Origin of the sequence: Lentzea sp. NPDC059081, assembly GCF_042738015.1 — a bacterium.
In the GTDB taxonomy this organism is placed as follows: domain Bacteria; phylum Actinomycetota; class Actinomycetes; order Mycobacteriales; family Pseudonocardiaceae; genus Lentzea.
Map to the genome: position 1 here is coordinate 1,018,615 of NZ_JBHYGW010000001.1, position 22,656 is coordinate 1,041,270.

The following is a 22,656-nucleotide window of genomic DNA, read 5'->3' on the forward strand; positions in this document are numbered from 1 at the left end:
CCCGATACTCGGGCTATATCGCGGCCATACCCGGCTTCGCCCAGTTCTCGTCGGCGCGGAACAGCTCCGCCAGTCCCGCGGCGGAGTCGTCGAAGTAGAAGTGGCCGCCGTGCTGGGTGACCGCGCCGAACGGCCCGATCGTGATCTCCTGCCAGCGCAGGACGTCCGCGTGCGACACCGACTCGTCGCTGTCGCCGGCGATCGCCGTCACCGGGCACGTGAGCGGTGCGCCGGGGGTGTACCGGTAGGACTCGATGAGGCGGAAGTCGTTGCGCAGCGCGGGCAACGACAGCTGCCACAGCTCCTCGTCGTCGAGCAGCGCCGCGCCGGAGCCGCCGAGGAACCGGACGTAGTCGCGGATCTCGGCGTCGGTGTGGTCGGCCGTGCGGCGGCGGTGCGCGGGTGGCGCGTCGCACGCCGACACGTACAGCCGGGTGAGCCGGGACGGGAACAGCGGCCGCAGCCGCCGGGCCGTCTCGAACGCGACCGCGGCGCCCATGCTGTGGCCGAAGAACGCGGTCGGTCTCGTCAGCCGGGGCGCGACCTCCGCAGCCACCCGGTCCGCCAGCTCGGCCAGGTCGGCGGGCAACGGGTCGGCGATGCGGTCCTGGCGGCCGGGGTACTGCACGGCCACCACCTCGACGGTCGGGCCGACGAGCTCGGCCCAGCCGCGGAACGTGCTGGCCGCGCCTCCGGCGTGCGGGAAGCACAGCAGCTGCCGCGGGGCGTGCGGGCGGGGCGTGAAGGTGCGGAACCAGCTGCCCATCAGCGGACCCCGATCCGCAGGCGGCGCAGGAACCGGAAGTTGATGCTGTCGAGCCACACCGGCGCGTCGTCCAGCAGCTCGATGCTCGAGAACCGTTGCAGCAGGCGGGAGACGGCGATCTCGATCTCGGCCAGCGCGAGCGAGGCGCCGAGGCAGTAGTGGATGCCGTGCCCGAACGAGAGCTGGTCGTGCGCCTTGCGGGTCACGTCCAGCCGGTCGGGGTCGGTGTACCGCTTGGGGTCGCGGTTGCCGGCGCCGAGGACGAGCGCGACGGACTGGTCGCGTTCGACGTGGTGGCCCGCGATCTCCAGGTCCTCCAGCGCGACCCGGCTGGTGAACTGCACGGAGCTGTCGTAGCGCAGGAACTCGTGGGCCGCGTTCGCCGCCAGCTCCGGCCGCGCCCGCAGCAGCCGCTGCTGGTCGGGGTGCTCCAGCAGCGCGAGCACGGCGTTGCCGATCAGGTGCGTGGTCGTGGCCTGGCCCGCGTCGATGAGCAGCATGAAGTTCGCGAAGACCTCGTCCTCGGTGTAGTCGTCCTTGGCGAGCTGCCCGGACACCATCCTGGTGAACAGGTCGGTGCCGGTGCCGTCGCGGCGGGCCTGCGCGCCCTCGTCGAACAGGCCGCGCAGCGCCGTCACCCGCGGCACCTCGCGCCGGGACTGGGTGAAGAACTCGTGCAGCAGCCCCTGCCAGCTCTCCAGGAGGTGCGCGCCTCGTTCGGGGACTCCGGCGAGCTGCCCGATGACGTCGCGGGTCAGCGGTTCGGAGAAGTCCGCGATCACGTCCATCCCGCCGCGGGCGGCGGCCTCGTCGAGCAGCGACTCGACCCGGTCGGCGATGACCTCGCGGACCTCCTTGACGAACCGGGGTGTCAGGCCGGGCCGCAGCAGCTGCCGCAACCGGGTGTGCCGCGGCGGCTCGGTGAACAGCATCATCGGTTCCAGCGCGTTCTTCAGCGTCGCCAGCCCGGTGCGGGCCTCGTCGGGGAGTTGCTCGTAGAACTGCTCGATGCGGGCGCCGGAGAGCCTCGGGTCCTTGGACAGCCGGGTGATCTCCTCGTGGTCCAGCACGATCCAGGTCCGCATCCACGGGTCCCAGTGCACCGGCCCGTGCTCGCGCAGCCGCCGGTACAGCGCGTACGGGTCGGTCTCCCCGTACTGGCCGAACAGGCTCTCGACCGCCTTCGTCATGCATTCACCCTTTCCCGGTACTCGGTGGTGCGGACGACGGGCGTGAGCCAGGCGGTCACGGCGACGGCGGCCATCACCGCGGCCACGCCGAGCACCGTGTGGCCCGTTCCCCAGGCCGCCAGCAGGAAGCCGGCGGCCAGCGCGCCGAACGAGTTGGCGCCGGAGCTCAGCAGGCCGGCCACGCTGCCGACCCGGCCCTGCATCTCGTCCGGGGTGACCTGCACCTGGTAGACGCCGGCCATCACGTTGATCAGGGCGCCGGCGAACGACATCCCGGCGAACAGGCCGCCGAGCACGACGGGGTTCGCGGTCAGCGCGACCACCGGCATCAGCAGCGCCCACACCGCGAACACGGTGATGATCACCATGCCGGGCCGCAGCCTGCGCACGAACCACGACCCGCTCATCGCGCCCAGCACCCCGCCGACACCGGACGCCGCGCCGATCACGCCGATCACGGCGGGCGAGCCGCCGTTCTCCTTGACGATCAGCGCGAGGCTCAGCGACAGCACCTGGAACAGCACGTTCGTGACGGCCACCAACAGCACGGCCGAGCGCAGGAACCGCTGCCGCAACAGCCAGCCGACACCCTCGGCGATCTCGGCCCGCAGGTTCTTGCGGGGACCCCGCTCGGTCTGGAAGTCCTTGCGGATCAACAACAACGTCACGAGCGCGACGAGGTGGCCGAGTGCGGTGAACACGAACGGCGCCCACCGCACCAGCGCGAACAGGACGCTGCCCAGCGGCTGGCCGAGCAGGCCCGCCGCCCGGCCGCGCGCCTCGTTCTGCGACAGCGCGGCGGGCAGGTCGCCGGGCTGCACGACGTTGCGCACGGCGGCGCGTTCGGACAGCCGGTAGAAGATCTGCGCGCTGCCTTCCAGGAACGCGACGACGAGCAGGTGCGGCAGCCAAAGATGGCCTAACAGCAACGAGATCGCGACGCTGCCGATCGTCGCGAACGACACCGCGTCGCACGTGATCATCACGCGCCGCCGGTCCCAGCGGTCGACGAACACGCCCGCGGGCAGCTGGAGCAGCAGCATCGGCAGCAGTGCCGCGAACCCCACGAGGCCCGCCCGCACCGCCGACCCGTCGTGCCAGATCATCAGCAGCGGGTAGGTGACCGTCGTGACGGTGCCGCCCAGCGCGGAGATGCCCGCACCGGTCCACAGCAGCCGGAAGTCCCGGTTGTGCCGCAGCACTCCCGCGCTCATCGGTCGCCTTCGAGCAGCGACGTGTACTGCTTCACCACGTCCGCGCCCGCGTCGGAGTTCGTGAGCGCCACGAACCCGGTGCCCGTGCCGATGCGGCACATCGCCATCGCGTGGAAGCCGCCGCCCGTGCCGCCGTGCCCGAACTGGACGTCGGTGCCGAGGTCGTCCACGACCACGCCGAGCCCGTACGCGCTGTGGCGGTGCTGCGCGGTCACCATCTCCCTGGCCAGCTCGGGCGTCAGCAGCGCGCCGGGGTGGCCGAGGCGGGACCTGCGGATCTCCAGCAGGAACGACGCGAGGTCGCCCGCCGTCGTCCACAGGCCGCTCGCCGCGGCGGGCCACAGCAGCCACGGGACGGGCTTGCCGTCCTGGTCGTGGCCCTGCGCGGCGGGCCCGGCCGTCGGGCCGTAGCCGCTGCGCGCCATGCCGAGCGGCGCGAACACGAGCTCCCGCACCAGCTCCGGGAACGGCTTCCCGGTGACGTCCTCCAGCAGTTGCTCGACAATCGTGTAGTTGACGTCCGCCTTACGGAACACCGCGCCGGGCGGTGTCTCCAGCCGGACGTCGCGCAGCAGCTCGGAGAGGCCCGGCAGGGCGCTGTAGCCGGGGTTGGGCGTCGGGACCAGGCCCGACAGGTGGCTGAGCAGGTGGCGGAGGGTGACGCGGCCGTCGGCGGGAGCCGACCAGCTCGTCAGGTAGGTGTTGACGTCCTCGTCGAGGTCGAGCACGCCCTGCCGGACCAGACGCAGCACCGCGAACGCCGTGACCGGTTTGCTGAGCGACCCCACCTGGAACACCGTGTCCGCGGTGACCGCACCTTGCGCGCGAACCTCTGCGAGCTCTCCGCCGCGGAGCACCGCGACGCTCACGTCGGTCCCACGCTCCACGACCGGAGCGGGCTGCTCCCGGTCCATGGCCGCCGCGACAGCCGAGAGGCGGTCGTCGGCGTACATCGTCAGCAACGACAGGGTCCGTCCGGCACGGCGGGCCGCCGCGATCACCTGGAACACCAGGATCGAGTGGCCGCCGAGCTCGAAGAACCGGTCGGCCGCGCCGACCCGGTCCAGGCCGAGCACCCGCGCCCACACGTCCGCCAGCCACTGCTCGGTGTCGGTGATCGGCTCCTGGTGCGGCCGGTGCGCGAACGACGACCCGTCCGGTGCCGGCAGTGCCCGCAGGTCGAGTTTGCCGTTGGCGGTCAACGGGATCTCCGGCACCGGCACGAACGCGGCGGGCACCATGTGGGCGGGCAGCCGGGCCGCGAGCCACGAGCGCAGGTCGCCGGTCTCCCCCGCCACGTAGGCGACGAGCCGGCCGGAGTCGAGCACCACGCGGGCGTCGTCGACCCTCGTCCGCAGGACAGCCTCGATCTCGCCCAGCTCCACCCGGAACCCGCGGATCTTCACCTGGCCGTCGGCGCGGCCGAGGAAGTCCACGTCACCGGAGGGCAGCACGCGGGCGAGGTCGCCGGTGCGGTACAGCCGGGAACCGGGCGCACCGAACGGGTCCGGCACGAACCGGTCCGCGGTCATCCCCGGCTCGCCGAGGTAGCCGCGGGCCACGCCGAGACCGCCGACGAACAGCTCACCGGACACGCCGACCGGCACCGGCCGCAAGGCGGTGTCCAGGACGTAGGTCGAGACTCCGGGCAGCGGCACGCCGATCGGCACGACGTCGGTCTCGTCGAGCACCACGTGCTCGTTGGTCGTGACCGTGGCCTCGGTGGGGCCGTAGGAGTTGACGATCCGCCCGCTGACCAGGCCGCGCGCCGCCGCCACGACGTGGCCGGACACGGCCTCGCCACCGACGACGAGCGCGTCGGCCAGCACCTCGGACACCTGGCCGGTGACCAGTTCCAGGTGGCTGCGGGTCAGCTCGACGAAGTCGAACGGCCCCTGCTCGGCGAGCCAGCCGCCCAGTGCGTCGAGCGGGAGGTCACGCGGCGCCAGGTGCAGGGGCGCGCCGGCGGTCAGCGGCCCGTGCAGGTTCGACACGACCATGTCGTAGGCGACCGACGCGAACAACGGCGCACCGCGGCCGCGCACGTACTCGGATCGGACGTAGGCCAGGAAGTTCGCCAGGCCGCCGTGCGTGACCTGCACGCCCTTGGGCCTGCCGGTCGACCCGGACGTGTAGATCACGTACGCGAGCTGGTCCGGGTCCGTGGTGCGCGCCGGTGCGGTCGCCGGGAAAGCGTCCAGTCCGTCCACAGTGGCCGGATCGAGCACCGCCGTGCAGCCGCGCAGCATCTCGTCCACGCGCGCCGCCGGGAACGACGGGTCGACCGGCACGTAGGCCGCACCCGCCTTCCACACGCCCAGCAGCGCCGCGACGAGGTCGACCCCTCGCTCCAGCACCACGCCGACGAGCGACTCGGTGTCGACACCCCTGCCGCGCAACAGGTGCGCGACGCGGTTGGCCCGTGCGTCGAGCTCCGCGTACGTCACGGTGGCGCCCTCGAACGTCACGGCGGGGGCGTCCGGCGTCGTCGCGGCGTGCGACTCGAACAGATCGATGGCGGAGGAAGCCGCCACCGGCTCCGGTCCGACCGGCAGCACCGGCTCGCCTTCGGGCAGGTAGGTGCCGCAGACGTCGTCCGCGACGACCGAGGCCAGCGCGGCCCGGTACATCTGCGCGAGCCGTCCGGCGTTGGCCCTGCTGAGGAACGCGCCGTCGCAGGCGAGGAAGAGGCAGCTGTCGGACGCCGTGACGGCGAGCGGGAACTCGTCGTGGCTGTGCCCCTCGGCCGGGTCCGCGGCCACGTCGAGCGTGCCGAAGTCCTCGTAGCTGAAGTACACCTGCACGAGCCGTCCGCCGTCCGCCAGCTCGTGCTGGATCGCGGGCATCGGGAAGTGCCGGTGCGGCCACAGCGCCAGCTCGCGGTCGAACACCTGCCGGACGAGGTCCGTCCAGGACGAGGTGATCTCGACCGGGAACGGCACGGTGTTGAGGTGCGTGCCGTAGACGCGGTCGCCGCCGTCCGGGCGGCAGTGCGTGACCAGGCCCGAGTGGAACCGGCGGGCGGGCGTGAGCTGGCTGAGCACCTTGAGGTGCGCGGCCAGCAGGACGCTCTTCACCGGCACGCCGGCCGCCGACGCGACCGCGCGCAGCCCGTCCGTCAGGTCGTCCAACGGCACGCGCAGGTGACAGCTCCCGCCGGAGTCGCCCCAGCACTCGGGCAGGACGAACGGCTCGAACCCGTCGACCACGTCCTGCCAGAAGGAGCGGTCCTCCGTGGACTCCAGTGCGCGCAGCTCGGCCGCGACCGTGTCCGCGAAACGCAGCCGGGGCGGCGTGAACGCGGGCAGATTGGCGCCGTCGCGCACCGCCCGGTAGGTCTCCAGCAGCTCGCCGCGCAGCGTGTTGAACGTCCAGCCGTCGACCACGACGTGCGACTGGGTGATCGTGAGCTGCCACTGACCGCCGGCCAGCCGGTGCACGGTCAGCCGCAGCAACGGTGCTGCGGCGTGCGGCAAGGCGGTCGCCGCCTCGGTGCGCAACGCCGCCCGCACCTGCTCGTCCGCGTCGGCGGCCGTGGTGAGGTCCACGACCCGCAGCGGCACGTCCGCCGTGGCGTGCACCAGTTGCAGCGGCACCGAGTACCGGTCGAGGTCGACCGACGTCCGCAGCGCCTCGTGCCGGGACACGAGCAATTGCAGCGCACGGTGCAGCGCGTCGCGGGAGAACGGCTCGCTGATCCGCGCCGACGCCACCCGGTGGTAGCTGGGCGGGCCGTCCGCGGACAGCATCTCCACGAGCATGCCGGTCTGCGGCTGGGTCAGCGGGTAGGCGTCCACCAGCCCGTCCGGCAGCAGCGTGCGGTCGGCGTCGGCCAGCAGCGCGAACGGCTCGACCGGCGCCACGTCGTCGTGGTCAGGGGACAACGCCAGCAGCGCGGCGATCGTCTGGTGCCGCAGCACGTCGAGCGCGGTCACCGCGATCCCGGCGGCCTTCATCTCCCCCACGACCATCACGGCGCGGATCGAGTCGCCGCCGAGGTCGAAGAAGCCGTCGGCCAGCCCGACCCGGCCGACGCCGAGCACCGACCGCCAGATCGCCGCCACCCGTTCCTCGACCGGCGTGCGCGGCGCGACGAACTCGGTTCCGGCGAACGCGCCGCGGTCCGGTTCGGGCAGCGCCCGCTTGTCCAGCTTGCCGTTGGGCGTGAGCGGGATCCGGTTGAGCACCGGGTACGCGGCCGGGACCATGTAGTCCGGCAGCGTGCGGCCGAGCCAGTCGCGCAGTTCGGCGGGGTCGACGTCGCCCGCGGGCACGACGTAGCCGACCAGCGACTCCGCCCGCAGCAGCACGACCGCCTCGCGCACCGCCGGGTGGGCGGTCAGCGCGGCCTCGATCTCGCCCAGCTCCACGCGGTAGCCGCGGATCTTGACCTGGTCGTCGGCGCGGCCGGCGAAGCCGAGGCTGCCGTCCGGGCGCCGCACGGCCAGGTCGCCGCTGCGGTACAGCCGCGATCCGGGCGGGCCGAACGGGTCGGGCACGAACCGTTCGGCCGTGAGCTCCGGCCGGTTGAGGTAGCCGCGGGCGACGCCGGGGCCGCCGACGTGGATCTCACCGCGCGTGCCCATCGGCACGAGGTCGCCGTTGGCGCCGAGCAGGTGCACGGCGAGGTCGCTCAGCGGCCGGCCGACTGGGTTGCCCGCGCCCGGCAGCAGGTCCTTCTTGGACAGCCGGTGGTATGTGGTGTGCACGGTCGTCTCGGTGATGCCGTACATGTTCACCAGCGCCACCCGGCCGAGGCCGACGCGCTCGACCCACGGCGCCAGCTCGCCGATCTCCAGCTTCTCGCCGGCGAACACCACCGCCCGCAACGACAACCGCGTGATCCGCGGGTCGGCCGAGAGCGCGACAAGCGAGCGGAACGCCGACGGCGTCTGGCTGAGGATCGTGACCTCGTTGTCCACCAACAGGTCGAGGAAGTCCTCCGGCGAGCGGGTGACGTCGCGCGGCACGACGACGAGCGTGCCGCCGTGCAGCAGGGCGCCCCACATCTCGAACACCGACACGTCGAACGCGTACGAGTGGAACATCGACCACACGTCCGACTCGTCGAACGCGTAGTGCTCCTGCGCGGTCGTCATCAGCCGCACCACGTTGGCGTGCGTCAGGCACACGCCCTTCGGCTTCCCGGTCGAACCCGAGGTGTAGATCGTGTAGATCAGGTTGTCCGGCACCGTCAGCGGCACGGGGTTCGCGTCCGATCCCTCCGGGAGCGCGGCCATCATCTCCGCGTCGACCACGATCGAGACACCGGCGTCCTCGCGGACGTACCGCAGCCGTTCCTCCGGGTTGACCGGGTCGAGCGGCAGGTAGCCCGCGCCGGACTTCAGCACGCCCAGCAACGCGGGCAACAGGTCCGGTCCGCGCTCCAGGGACACGCCGACGAGCTGCTCCGGCCCCGCCCCGAGGGAACGCAGGTGGTGCGCCAGCCGGTTCGCCCGCGCGTTCAGCTCCGCGTACGTGAGCGACACGCCTCCGGCGACGACGGCGACCGCGCCGGGCGTCCGTGCGACCTGCTGCTCGAACAGCTCGTGCACGCACGACGTCACCGGCTCCGCCACGGCGTCGGTGAACCCGAGCAGCCGCTCGCGTTCGCCAGCCGGCAGGCACATCGCCCGCGCGTCACCGTCCACATCGGACGCGATCGCTTCGAGCACCGCGCGGTACATGCCCGCGAGCCGTTCGGTGTTCGCACGGCTGAGCACGCGTTCGTGCGAGTTCACCCACAGCCGGTCGCCGCGGTTGAAGACCGAGAGGTCGAACTCGTTGGGACCGATGTTCATCCGGGTCCCGGCCGCCACCCGGTCGGTGTCGACGTGGTGGAAGTCCAGGTAGTTGAACAGGACGTTGATCAGCCGGCCGCCGCCCCAGTCGTGCTGCACGGCGGGCATCGGGTAGCGCCGGTGCGCCCACAGCTCGACCTCGCCGTCGAAGACCTGCGTCAGCAGCTCGCGCCACGTCCGCGCCGACCGGTCGACGCCCATCGGCAGCGTGTTGAGGTACATGCCGGGCACGCGGTCCGCGCCGAGCACCTCCGGGCGCACGTCGCAGACCAGCCCGGTGTGGTAGGCCGGTTCGTCGGTGACCTGGCCCAGCACCTTGAGGTGCGCGGCCAGCAACACGCTCTTCATCGACACACCGGCGGTGGTCGCGGCCGAGCGCAGCGCGTCGGCGAGGTCGTCGAACGGCACCTCGACGTACACGCGTTCGTCGGAGTCGCCGGCCCACTCGGCCGGCATCGCCGCCGGCGCCTGCGTGCCGGTGACGCGCTGCCAGTAGGCCTTGTCCCCCAGCGATCCCAGTGCCGCCAGCTCGCCGGCGATCGTGTCGGCGAACCGCACCCGCGGCTGGTCGTACGGCTCGGGCTCGGTGCCGTCGCGCAGCGCCCGGTAGACGTCGAGCAGCTCCATGAGCAGCAGGTGGTAGCTCCAGCCCTCGGTGATCGCGTGCGACTGGGTGAACGTGACCCACCACGCGTCGTCGCTCTCGACGTGCGCGATGATCCGCATGAGCGGCGCGCTTGCGACGTCGAACACCGCCGCGCGCTGCTCGGCCGCCAGCTCCTGCCGCACGCGCACGAGGTCCTCTTCGGACAGTCCGCGCACGTCGCGCAGCTCGACCGGCAGCTCGGCCGCGCCGTGCACCAGCTGCAGCGGCTCGGAGAACCCGGTGAGCCGGAACGACGTCCGCAGCACCTCGTGCCGGCCGGCGAGGACCTGGGCGGCCGCGGTGAGCGCGGCGGGGTCGAGCGGTTCCGGTTCGGTCACCCGGAACGTGTTGATGATGTGGTACGGGTGCCGGCCGTCGTCGGCCAGCATCTCGATGATCATGCCGAGCTGGGTGCGGCCCACCGGGTAGGCGTCCACGACGTCCGCGGGCAGCAGCGCCCGGTCGGCGGCGGAGACCAGCTCGAACGGCTCGACGTAGCGCTGCTCGGCCGCGGCGCCGCGACCGGCGAACAGCCGGCACAGGTTCTCGACCGTGCGCGCCTCGAAGACGTCCCGCACGGCGACGTCGAAGCCCTCGGCGCGCAGCGCGCCGACCAGGCCGACCGCGCGGATCGAGTCACCGCCGATGTCGAAGAACCCGTCCCGCACGCCGACCCGTTCGAGGCCCAGCGCGGTCCGCCAGACCTCGGCGACGCGGGCCTCGGTCTCGTTTCGCGGCGCGAGGTGCTCGCCGCGGGCGAACGCGTCGTCGCCGGGTGCGGGCAGCGCCTTGCGGTCGTGCTTGCCGTTGGGCGTCAACGGGAACTCGTCGAGCCGCACGAACGCCGCCGGCACCATGTAGTCGGGCAGCGTGCGGCCGAGCCGGTCGCGCAGCTCCTCCCGCGACGGCGTCCCGCCGGTGTAGTAGGCGATCAGGCGGTCCTCGCGCACGACGACCAGCGCCTCGGCGATCTCGTCGAACGCGACGAGCTCCGCCTCGATCTCGCCCAGCTCGATCCGGTGCCCGCGCACCTTCACCTGGTCGTCGATCCGGCCGAGGAAGTCGAGCGCGCCGTCCGGCCGCCAGCTCGCGAGGTCGCCGGTGCGGTAGAGGCGCGTGCCCGCCGGTCCGAACGGGTCGGGGACGAACTTCTCCGCCGTGAGGTCCGGCCGGTTCAGGTAGCCGCGGCCGACGCCGAGACCGCCGACGTACAGCTCGCCCTCGACCCCGGACGGCACCGGCTCCAGCCGGGCGTCGAGCACGTAGAGGCGGGTGTTGCGGACGGCCTCGCCGATCGGCACACGTCGTCCGTGCAGCCTTTCGGTCAGGAACGCGTGCGTCACGTCGTCCGAGCACTCGGTCGGGCCGTAGGCGTTGACCAGCGGGATGTGCGGGTAGCGGGCGAACCAGCGCGGGCACAGCTCCGGCGGGAGCGCCTCACCGGTCACCATCAGCCACCGCAGGTCCGGTAGCTCGGGCAGACCGGTGCCGCTGTCGAGCGCGGTGCGCAGCAGCGACGGGACGACCTCCAGCACGGTGATCCGCTCCCGCGCGGTCAGCCCGAACAACGCGTCCGGGTCGAGCGCGGTGTCACCGTCGACCACGCGGACAGCGCCGCCGACGACCAGTGGCGCGAGCATCTGCCACACGGAGATGTCGAACGACGGCGACGCGTTCTGCACCACGCTGTCGTGCTCGGTGAGCCCGAGGTCCTCGATCTTCGCGAGCAGGTGGTTGCCCATGCCGCCCCGGCGCACCATCACGCCCTTGGGCCGCCCGGTCGAGCCGGACGTGTAGATCACGTACGCGAGGTTGTCCTGCGTGGCCCGCGGTGCCGGGTCGGTGTCGGGCAGGCCCTGCGGTTCCGGCTCGTCGACCAGCACGACGGACGCGTGCGACACCTTGTCCAGCAACGAGGTCCGGGTGATCAGCAGCTCGGCGCCGGCGTCGGAGTGCATGAACTCCAGGCGCGCGGGCGGCGTCTCCGGGTCGAGCGGAAGGTAGGCGCCCCCGGCTTTGAGCACCGCGAGCACGGCGGTGACCAGCTCCGGCGAGCGTTCCAGGCAGATCGCGACGACCGTCTCGGGACCGACGCCGAGGCCGGCCAGGCGGTGCGCCAGCCGGTTGACGCGCTGGTTGAGCTGGGCATAGGTCGCCACGTGGTCGTCGGCGGTCAGCGCGACGGCGTCCGGGGCGAGCGCGACGCGGCGTTCGAACTCCTGCTGCACGCAGAGGTCGACCGGTTCCTGCTCGGTGGCCGACGCCTCGACGAGCAGCCGTTCGCGCTCGCCGGCGGGCAGGTGGGTCGTGCGGGCGTCGCCGTCGAGGTCGGCGACCATCGCGCCGAGCACCGCCCGGTACATCTCGCCGAGCCGCGCGCCGTCGGCGCGGGACAGGACGGCGGTTTTCGCGGTCAGGTTCACCCGGTTCGGGCGGCAGTGCAGGGTGAGGCCGAACTCCGTCTGCGACACCGAGTACCGCGACTCGACGTCCTCGCCGGCGGACTCCTCGTGCCGCAGGTCAACGTAGTTCAACGCGACGTCCACGAGCCGCCCGCCCGGCCAGGCGCGCTGGATCGCGGGCATCGGGTACCGCCGGTGCGGCCACAGTTCGACCTCGCGGTCGAACACGCCCAGCACCAGCTCGCGCCACGTCGCCGCGAAGCGGTCCGCGGGGAACGGCACGGTGTTGAGGTGCATGCCGTAGACGCGGTCCGCGCCCTCCAGCTCGGGCCGCGCGTCGCAGACGAGGCCGACGTGGAACGCCGGTGCGCCGGTCAGCTGTCCCATCACCTTGACGTGCGCGGCGAGCAGGACGGTCTTCACCGACACGCACAGCTGCGCGGCCAGTTCCGTCAGCGCCTGCTCGTCCAACGCCACTGTGACGTCGTAGCTCTCACCGGGTTCGTCACCGCGCCACGACTCCGGCAGCGTCACCGGGGCGTGCGAGTGCACGACGTCGCGCCAGTACGCAGCGTCCACTTCGGACTCCAGCGAGGCCAGCTCGGCCGCGATGTAGTCCGCGTACCGGACCGGAGGCGCGGTGTGCGGCGCCGGCGGAAGGCCGTCGCGCAGCCTGCGGTAGCAGTCGACCAGCTCGGCGAGCAGCCAGTGGTGGCTCCAGCCCTCGACGATCGCGTGCGGCCGGCACAGCGACAGCCACCAGCCGTCGTCGCCGGTGAGGTGCGCGGCGATCTTCAGCAACGGTGCCGCGTCCAGGTCGAAGCCCGCGTTGCGTTCCGCGAGCAGCGACTCCATCAACGCGTCCTCGCCGTGCACCTCGCGCACGGTCACCGGGACGTCCACGTCGGCGTGCACGACCTGCATCGGCACGGAGTAGGTGTAGAGGTCGAACGAGGTGCGCAGGAGGTCGTGGCGCGCCACGACGGTGTTCGTCGCGGCACGCAGGGCGGCCTCGGAGAACGGCCCGGCGATCCGGTAGGAGGCGAAACTGCGGTAGGCGTCGTCCTCGGTGAGCAGCTCGACGACCATGCCGGTCTGCACCTGCGACATCGGGTACGCGTCGGCGGCACCCGCCGGCAGCTTCGCCCGGTCCGCCGCGCCGATCAGCTCGAACGGCGCGACGGGCTCGCGGGCCGTGAAGTCGTCGCGGCTCGCGGCCACGGCGGCGAGGCCCGCGACCGTGCGGTGCTCGAAGACCTCGGGCACGGACAGGTCGACACCACCGGCACGCAGCGCACCCACCAGCCGGACAGCGCGGATCGAGTCGCCGCCGACGGAGAAGAACTCGTCGTGCACGCCCACCCGGTCGAGGTGCAGCACCTCGCGCCACACCGCCGCGATCCGCTCCTCCACCGGCGTGCGCGGAGCGACGTGATCAGTGCGGGCGAACGCGCCGGCGTCCGGGTCGGGCAGCGCGCGCCGGTCGAGCTTGCCGTTGGGGGTCAACGGAACGGCGTCGAGCGGAACGAACGCGGACGGCACCATGTAGTCCGGCAGGTCACCGGCCAGTGCCGCGCGGAGGTCCTCCTCCGGCGCGCCGACGACGTAGGCGACCAGGCGGTCGTCGCGCACGACGACGACGGCCTCGCGCACACCCGGCACCGCGGACAGCGCGACCTCGATCTCGCCGAGCTCGACGCGGTAGCCGCGGATCTTGACCTGGTGGTCGGCGCGGCCGAGGAAGTCCAGGGTGCCGTCGGGGCGGCGTTTCGCGAGGTCGCCGCTGCGGTAGAGCCGCGACCCCGGCGGGCCGAACGGGTCGGGCACGAACCGCTCGGCGGTCAGCTCCGGCCGGTTGAGGTAGCCGCGGGCCACACCGGGACCGCCGACGTGGATCTCGCCCGGCACGCCCACGGGCACGAGGCGCCCGTGCGCGTCGAGCAGGTGCACCGACAGGTCGTGCAACGGTGACCCGACGGCGTTGCCCCCGGCCAGGTCGGCCTCGGTGACGCGGTGGTAGGTCGTGTGCACCGTCGTCTCGGTGATGCCGTACATGTTGACCAGCTCGACCCGGCCGAGCCACGGCCGCAGCTCACCGAGCTCCAGCTTCTCGCCGGCGAAGACCACCGCCCGCACCGACCACCGGCCGGTCCGCGGGTCCGCCGGGTCGATCGAGCGGAACGCCGACGGCGTCTGGCTCAGCACCGTGACCCCGGTGTGCACCAACAGGTCCAGGAAGTCGTCCGGCGAACGGGTCACGTCCCGCGGCACCACGACGAGCGTGCCGCCGTGCAGCAGCGCACCCCACATCTCGAACACCGACACGTCGAAGGCGTAGGAGTGGAACAGGGAGAAGACGTCGGACTCGCCGAACCCGTAGTGCTCCTGCGCGGTCGCCATCAGCCGCACCACGTTGCGGTGGGTCAGGCTGACGCCCTTCGGCTTCCCCGTCGAGCCGGACGTGTAGATCGTGTAGATGACGTTGTCCGGGGAGGAGAGCGGTTCGGGATTGGTTTCCGGTCCGTCGGGCACCTCGGGTGAGGTGATCACGATCCCGGCGCCCGCGTCCTCGCGCACGAACCGCAGCCGGTCCTGGGGGTTCACCGGGTCCAGCGGCAAGTAGCCGGCGCCGGACTTCAGCACGCCCAGCAGCGCGGGCAGCAGGCCGGGACCGCGCTCGAGCGAGACGCCCACCAGCCGTTCCGGTCCCGCGCCGAGCGAGCGCAGGTGGTGCGCCCACCGGTTGGCCCGCGCGTTCAGCTCCGCGTACGTCAGCGACTCGTCGCCGGCGACCACGGCCACCGCGCCGGGCGTCCGCGCGACCTGCTCCTCGAACAGCTCGTGCACGCACTTCGTGACGGGCACCGGGCTGGTCTCGCCGAGCCGCAGGAGCTGCTCCCGTTCGCCCTCGGGCAGGAGCACCTCGCGGGCGTCACCGTCCACATCGGACGCCATCGAGTTCAGCACGGCGCGGAACATCCCGGCGATCCGGTTGGCGTTCTCCTGGCTCAGCACGTGCGAGTTCGTGGTGATGGCCAGCAGGCCGCCGAGCGTGGTGATCGCGAGCGCGAACTCGTTGGGCGCGTCGTTGAAGCCCCAGCCGTCCTCCGCGACCTCGGAGTCGAGCCGGTGGAAGTCGAGGAAGCCGAAGAAGACGTCCACGAGCCTCCCGGCCCGGCCGCGGATGGCGGGCATCGGGTAGTGCCGGTACGCCCAGGCCTCGATCTCCCGGTCCGAGACCTGCCGGGCCAGCTCGCGCCACGTCCGCGCGGTCCGGTCTGCGGGGAACGGCAGGGTGTTGAGGAAGTTGCCGTACAGCCGGTCGGCGCCGGGCGCCTCCGGCCGGGAGTGGGTGACGAGGCCGGTGTGGAACGCGGCCTCGCCGGTGAGCTGGCTCATCACCTTGACGTGCGCGGCGACCAGCACGCTCTTCATCGACACCTTCGCCGCCGAGGCCAGCGCGCGCAGCCCGTCCGCGAGGTCGCCGAAGTCGAGGCCGGCGCGCACGGACAGCGGCGGGGCGGTGCGGTCGCCGTGCCAGCCGGCGGGGATCTCGAACTTGGCGTGCTCGTCGACGAGCCGCTGCCAGTACTCCGCGTCCTGCGGCGACTCCAGCGCCGCGAGCTCGGCCGCCACGAAGTCGGCGTAGCGCACCGGGACCGGCTCGTAGCGGCCGGGGTCCTGGCCGTCGCGTTCGCGCCGGTAGACCTCGAGGAGCTCCATGAGGAACAGCTGGTTGCTCCACCCGTCCATGACCGCGTGGTTCTGGGTGAACGAGCACAGCCACTCGTCGTCGCCCATGAGGTGCGCGCAGACCCGCAGCAGCGGCGTTCCGGCGGCGAGGTCGAACACGTCCGCGCGCTCGGCGGCCACGAAGTCCGACACCGCGGCCCGCCGGTCGCGCACGTCGAGAGCGCGCAGGTCGCGCCGGTCGACCGGGGTCTCGGCGACGGCGTGCACCAGCTGCATCGGCACGGAGAAGCCGGTCAGGTGGACGCTCGTGCGCAGCACGTCGTGCCGTGCCACCACGATCCGCACGGCGCGGGCGAACGCGAGGACGTCGAACGGCCGGTCGTCGTGGACGGTGTAGACGTTGACGTTGTGGTAGTTGCTGCGGCCGGGGTCGGCGAGCATCTCCACCAGCATGCCGGTCTGCACCTGCGACAGCGGGTAGGCGTCGACGATCCCGTCCGGCAGCGCCGCCCGGTCGTGGGCGTCGAGGAGCGCGAACGGCGCGACGAAGCTGTCCGCCGTCACGGCCTCGCGCCCGGACAGCCGCTCGCACAACGCGGCGACCGTGCGGTGCCCGAACACGTCCTTGACGGACACGTCGAACCCGGATGCCCGCAGCGCGCCGATCAGCGCCACCGCGCGGATCGAGTCGCCTCCCAGCTCGAAGAAGTCGTCGTGCACACCGCACTCGGACCCGAGGACGTCGTGCCACACCGCGGCGACCCGCTCCTCCAGCGGCGTCCGCGGCGCCACGCTCGCCGCCCGTGCGAACGCGTCCGCACCCGGTGCGGGCAGTGCGGCGCGGTCGACCTTGCCGTTGGCGTTCAACGGGATGGCGTCGAGCCGGACGAACGCCGACGGCACCATGTACGCGGGCAGCACGGGTTCCAGCACCGCGCGCAGCTCCTGCGGGTCGAACTCCGCGCCCGTCAGGTAGGCGACGAGCTGCTTCTCGCCGGGGTTGTCCTCGCGCAGCACCACGCGCACGTCGGTGACGCGCGGGTCCTGCGCGATCCTCGCCTCGATCTCGCCGAGCTCCACGCGGTAGCCGCGGATCTTGACCTGGCCGTCGCCGCGGCCCAGGAAGTCGACGTCGCCGTCCGGCAGCACGCGCACCACGTCGCCGCTGCGGTAGAGCCGCGCGCCGGGCGGGCCGTACGGGTCGGGCAGGAAGCGCTCCGCGGTCAGCTCCGGCCGGTCGGCGTAGCCGCGGGCGACGCCCGTGCCGCCGACGTACAGCTCGCCGGGCACGCCCACGGGCACCGGCTCCAGCCGGTGGTCGAGCACGTACATGGTCACGTTCGGCAGCGGCCGGCCGATGGGCTGGACCTCCGCGGTGACCGGACCCTCGACCGGGTGGACGCACGTGCCGACCGACGTCTCGGTGGGGCCGTACTCGTTGACCAGCCGCACGTCCGGTGCCAGCGCGCGCCACGCCGTGACGACGCGGCGGGTCAGCGCCTCGCCCGCGACCACCAGCACCGGCGCGATCGCGTTGGCCTGCTCCGGTGAGAGCTGGTGGGTGAGCACCTCCAGGTGCGCGGGCGTGAGCTTGATGAAGCTGTACGGACCGGCCAGTGCGGCGCCCAGCGCGCCGAGGTCGGTGTCCTGCGGCACCATGTGCACGGCTTGGCCGGCGAGCACCGGCGCCCAGAGGTTGGGCACCACGAGGTCGAAGGCGATCGACGAGAACAGCGGCGCGCCGCCGGTGCCCTGCGACGCCAGCTCCTCGACGGCCCACCCCACGTGGTTCACCAGGCCGCGGTGCGGCACCTGGACGCCCTTGGGCCGCCCGGTCGAGCCGGACGTGTAGATCACGTAGGCGAGCCGGTCCAGGTCGGCGACGCGCTCGGGGGCGGTCGCCGGTTCGGCCGAGACGTCGTCCACGCCGACGACGAGCGTCGGGCCGGCGAAGTCGTTGGTGTACTCGGGTTGAGTGACGAACGCGGCGGCATCGGCGTCGACGAGCGCGCCGGTAACGCGGGCGGCGGGAAACGACGGGTCCATCGGCAGGTACGCGGCACCGGCCTTCCACACGCCCAGCAGGCACGCCAGCAGGTCGGGGCCGCGGTCGAGCAGCACGCCGACCACGGACTCGGTGCCGACGCCGAGAGCGCGCAACCGGTGCGCGTAACGGTTGGCGAGTGCGTCGAGCTCCACATAGGACAGCTGACGGGTCCCGTCGGTGACGGCGACGGCGTCCGGGGTGCGGGCGACCTGGTCCTCGAACAGCTCGTAGGTGCACTTCTCCACCGCGGGCGCGGGGTTGACGGCCCACTCCCCCAGCGTCAGCGCGGTCTCCTCCGGTGCCACGAAGGTCTTCTGGGCGTCCCGTGCCGAATCGGCGGCCATGTCCGCGAGCACGGCGCGAAACATCGCCGCGATGCGTTCGGTGTTGGCGAGGCTCAGTGACGACGAGGCCGCGGTGAGGAAGATGTGCTTGTTGCGGGAGGAGATGGTGAGCGGGAACTCGGTGGGGCTGTCGTCGATGCCCACGGAGGCGTCCACCAGTCCGGTGTCGACCTGGCGGAAGTCCTGGTAGTTGAAGAAGACGTCGATCAGCTGGGCCGCGCCGTACTCGCGCTGCACCGCGGGCAGCGGGTAGCGGCGGTGCGCCCAGGACTCGACCTCCTGCGCGAAGACCTGCTCCACCAGGGCCAGCCACGTGGGGGCGCCGCGGTCGAACGGCAGCGGCAACGTGTTGAGGTACATGCCGAACACCCGGTCGGCGCCGAGGACCTCGGGGCGCACGTCGTAGACCAGGCCGCCGTGGAACGACGGCAGGTCGGTCAGCTGGCTCATCACCTTGAGGTAGGCGGAGAGCATGACGGCCTTGAGCGACGCGCCGGCCGCCGTCGCCAGCGCCCGCAGGCCGGGTTCCAGGTCCTCCCAGGACACTCGCACGTGGTGCGTGGTGCCGGGTTCGGAGCCCCACCCGGCCGGCAGCGTCACCTTCGGGTAGCGGGTCACCACCGAACGCCAGTACGCACCGTCCACACCGGACTCCAGCGACTCCAGCTCGGCGGCGACCGAGTCGGCGAACCGCACGCCCGGTCGTTCGTGGGCCTCGGGTTCGACGCCGTCGCGCAGCGAGCGGTAGAGCCGCAGCAGCTCCATCAGCAGCGAGTGGTAGCTCCAGCCCTCCATCACCGGGTGGCACTCGGTGATGGAGATCCACCAGGCGTCCGTGCCGGTGAGGTGCGCGTGGAACCGCATGAGGGTGGGCCGGGTCAGGTCGAACGGCGTGGCGCGCTGCTCGCGCACCCACTCCCGCAACGACGCGAGCTGGCCCTGCTCGTCGAGGTGGCCGAGGTCGCGCTGCCCGACGGGCATGGTCGCGGTGGCGTGGACCAGTTGCAGGGGTACCGAGAAGTCGGTGAGGTGGACGCTCGTGCGCAGCATGTCGTGACGTTCCACCACGATCCGCGCCGCGTGCTCGAAGGCCTCCCGGGAGAACGGGCGGTCGTCGAGGATCCGGAAGCACGAGCAGTTGTGGTAGTTGTTCTTGCTGTCGTCGGCCAGCATCTCGATGACCATGCCGGTCTGGATCTGCGACAGCGGGTAGGCGTCCACGACGCCCTCAGGCAGCGCGGCCCGGTCCTGCGCGCCGATCAGCGCGAACGGGGCCACGAGCGCCTGGTCCGCGGCGACCAGGGCGGTGCGGCCGGTCAGCAGCTCGCACAGCTCGGCGACCGTGCGGCGTTCGAAGACGTCGCGCACGGCCAGGTCGAAGCCCTCCGCCCGCAGCGAGCCGACGAGCGCGACCGCGCGGATGGAGTCGCCGCCGAGGTCGAAGAAGCCGTCGTGCACGCCGACGCGCTCCACCTCCAGCGCCGTCGCCCACACCGCGGCGACCTGTGCCTCGACCGGCGTGCGCGGCGCCACGTACTCGCCCCGCGCGAACGCGTCGAGGTCGGGTGCGGGCAGCGCGCGCTGGTCGAGCTTCCCGTTGGGGGTCAACGGGATCGCGTCGAGCCGCACGAACGCGGCGGGCACCATGTAGTCGGGCAGGTCGCGGCCCAGCGCCGTGCGCAGTGCGGCGGTATCAAGATCGTCACCGGCCGGGACGACGTAGGCCACGAGCCGTTCGTCGCGCGCGAGCACCACGGCGTCGCGAACGTCGTCGAGCGCCGTCAGCGCGAGCTCGATCTCGCCGAGCTCGACGCGGTAGCCGCGGATCTTCACCTGGTGGTCGATGCGCCCGAGAAAGTCCAGGGTGCCGTCGGGGCGGCGCTTCGCGAGGTCGCCGCTGCGGTAGAGCCGCGACCCCGGCGGGCCGAACGGGTCGGGCACGAACCGCTCGGCGGTCAGCTCCGGCCGGTTCAGGTAGCCGCGGGCCACACCGGGCCCACCGACGTGGATCTCGCCCGGCACGCCGATCGGGACCAGCACGCCGTGCGCGTCGAGCAGGTACACCGTCAGGTCGCTGAGCGGCCGGCCGATGGGGTTGCCCGCCGACAGTTCCAGGTCGCCCGGCTGCACCTCGTAGAACGTGGTGTGCACGGTGGTCTCGGTGATCCCGTACATGTTGGCGAGCCGCGGCTCGGCGAGGCCGCACCGGTCGGTCCACGGCCGCAGCTCCGGCATCTCCAGCTTCTCGCCCGCGAAGACCACGGCGCGCAGCACCAGCCGGTCGATGCGCGGGTCCCCGCCGGCCGCCGCGGCGACGAGCGAGCGGAACGCCGACGGCGTCTGGCTCAGCACGGTGACCTCGTTGTCCACCAGCAGGTCCAGGAAGTCCTCCGGCGACCGCGTCACCTCCCGCGGCACCACCACGAGCGTGCCGCCGTGCAGCAGCGCACCCCACATCTCGAACACCGACACGTCGAACGCGTAGGAGTGGAACATCGACCACACGTCGGACTCGTTGAACTCGTAGTGCTCCTGGGCGGTGCGCATGAGCCGCACGACGTTGGCGTGGGTGAGCACGCAGCCCTTGGGCCTGCCGGTGGAGCCGGAGGTGTAGATCGTGTAGACGACGTTGTCCGGGCCGGAGACGTTGGCGGGGTTGGTGTCCTGGCCCTCCGGCAGCGCCGCGAGGAACGCGTCGTCGACCACGAGGGTGACGCCCGCGTCGGCCTGCACGTACCGCAGCCGGTCCTCCGGGTTCACCGGGTCCAACGGCAGGTAGCCCGCGCCGGACTTCAGCACGCCCAGCACCGCGGGCAACAGGTCCGGTCCGCGCTCCAGGCACACGCCGACGAGCTGCTCCGGCCCCGCCCCGAGGGAACGCAGGTGGTGCGCCAGCCGGTTCGCCCGCGCGTTCAGCTCGGCGTAGGTCAGCCGGGTGTCACCGGCGACGACCGCCACCGCGTTCGGCGTGCGGGCCGCCTGCTCCTCGAACAGCGTGTGCACGCAGTCGGTCACCGCGGCGGTCCAGCCGGGCACCGACCCGGTGACGAGCGCGTGCTCCGCGTCGTCGAGCACGGTCAGCCGGGAGATCGGGAGCGCGGTGTCGGCGAGTGCCGACTCCAGCAGCCGCAGCAGGTGCCCGGCGGCGCGCTCGACCGTCTCCTCGTGGAACAGCGACGTGGCGTAGACCAGCTGGCCGGCGAACGTGCCGTCCGGCAGGTCGTTGATCTGCAGTTCGAGGTCGCACTTGGCGACCCGCCCGGTGGCGGTGCGCGGCTCGACGGTGACGCCGGGCAGGCCGAAGGGCGCTTCGCCGCGGTCGTGCAGGGTGAACGCGACCTGGTGCAGCGGGGTGCGGGACATGTCCCGCTCCGGCTGCAGGTCGTCGACGAGCCGGGCGAACGGCACCGCCTGGTGGTCGTAGGCGTCGGCGAGCGTGCCGCGCGCCCGCACGAGCAGCTCGCGGAACGCGGGGTCGCCGTCCCACCGCGCGCGCAGCACGAGGTTGTTGACGCCGTAGCCGATCATGCCCTGCAGCTCGGGGCGGGTCCGGCCGGACACGGTGGTGCCGACCGGCACGTCGGGCGTGCCGGTGTAGCGGGCCAGGAGCACCTGGAAGGCGGTGAGCAGCACGACGAACGGTGTGGTGCCGAACTCCTTGGCCACGTCCCGGATCCGCGCGGACAACCCGGCCGGCACCGCGAACTCCACGGCGTCGCCGGAGGAGTCGCGCACCGCGGGCCGCGGCAGGTCGGTGGGCAGGTCCGCCGGCTCGATCCCGGCGAGCTGGCCGTGCCAGTAGGCGAGCTGGTCCGCCAGGGCGGGGTCGTTGCGCTGCCACGCCGCGTAGTCCGCGTACTGCGTCGGCACCGGCGGCAGCGACGCGGGCTCACCGCGCGTGAACGCCGTGTAGAGCGCCTCCAGCTCCTCGCCGACGACGCGGGTGGACCACGCGTCGAACGCCACGTGGTGGAAGACGAGCGTCAGCACGTGGTCCTCCGGCCCGCTGCGCCACAGGCGGGCGCGCACCGGCCAGTCGTGCTCGAGGTCGAACGGCTCGACCGCCTCCTCGCCGACCGCGGCGTCCACATCGGACACGTCGGTGACCGGCAGGGTCAGCGGCGCGGGCGGGTCGACCACCTGCACGGGCTCGGCGCCGTTCACCGCGTACCGGGTGCGCAGCACCTCGTGCCGGGCGACGACCTCCTGCCAGGCCCGGTGCAGCGCGGCGACGTCGAGCCGTCCGCGCAGCCGGAACGCCAGGGGCACCAGGTACTCGGCACTGCCGGGGTCCAGCCGGTTGAGGAACCACATCTGCCGCTGGCCGTGCGACAGCGGCAGCGGCGCGGACCGGTCCGCACGTCCGATCCCCCGCCGCCTGCCCCGCACGCCGCCGCTGAGCCACCGGCGCAGGAGCTCGTCCCTGTCGGTGGCGGTGCTCGTGTGCTCGATCTCGCCGGTGCTCATGGTCGACCCGTTCCTCCCCGATCGTGTGGACTGGTGGTGTGGCTCGCGAGGTCGCCGGTGGACTACGCGTTCAGACGGGCGGATCG

The 22,656-nt window shown here is 72.7% G+C and carries 4 protein-coding genes; all 4 read right to left on the reverse strand.

Features of this window, described 5'->3' with window-relative positions:
- Positions 1–13: 13 nt before the first annotated feature.
- From ACFWV3_RS04135 to ACFWV3_RS04150, 4 genes are read right to left on the reverse strand one after another with little or no spacing between them, the layout of a single operon-like run.
- On the reverse strand, positions 14–766 hold the full coding sequence (locus tag ACFWV3_RS04135; protein ID WP_382408012.1) for a thioesterase II family protein: 753 nt from the start codon (positions 764–766) through the stop codon (positions 14–16).
- On the reverse strand, positions 766–1,956 hold the full coding sequence (locus ACFWV3_RS04140) for a cytochrome P450 (RefSeq protein ID WP_382408014.1): 1,191 nt from the start codon (positions 1,954–1,956) through the stop codon (positions 766–768). The genes ACFWV3_RS04135 and ACFWV3_RS04140 overlap by 1 nt, the downstream gene beginning before the upstream one ends.
- The gene (locus ACFWV3_RS04145) at positions 1,953–3,170 is read right to left on the reverse strand and encodes an MFS transporter (RefSeq protein WP_382408016.1); all 1,218 of its coding nucleotides are present in this window, start codon (positions 3,168–3,170) and stop codon (positions 1,953–1,955) included. The genes ACFWV3_RS04140 and ACFWV3_RS04145 overlap by 4 nt, the downstream gene beginning before the upstream one ends.
- On the reverse strand, positions 3,167–22,570 hold the full coding sequence (locus ACFWV3_RS04150) for an amino acid adenylation domain-containing protein (RefSeq protein ID WP_382408018.1): 19,404 nt from the start codon (positions 22,568–22,570) through the stop codon (positions 3,167–3,169). The genes ACFWV3_RS04145 and ACFWV3_RS04150 overlap by 4 nt, the downstream gene beginning before the upstream one ends.
- Between the last annotated feature and the right edge of the window lie 86 nt (positions 22,571–22,656).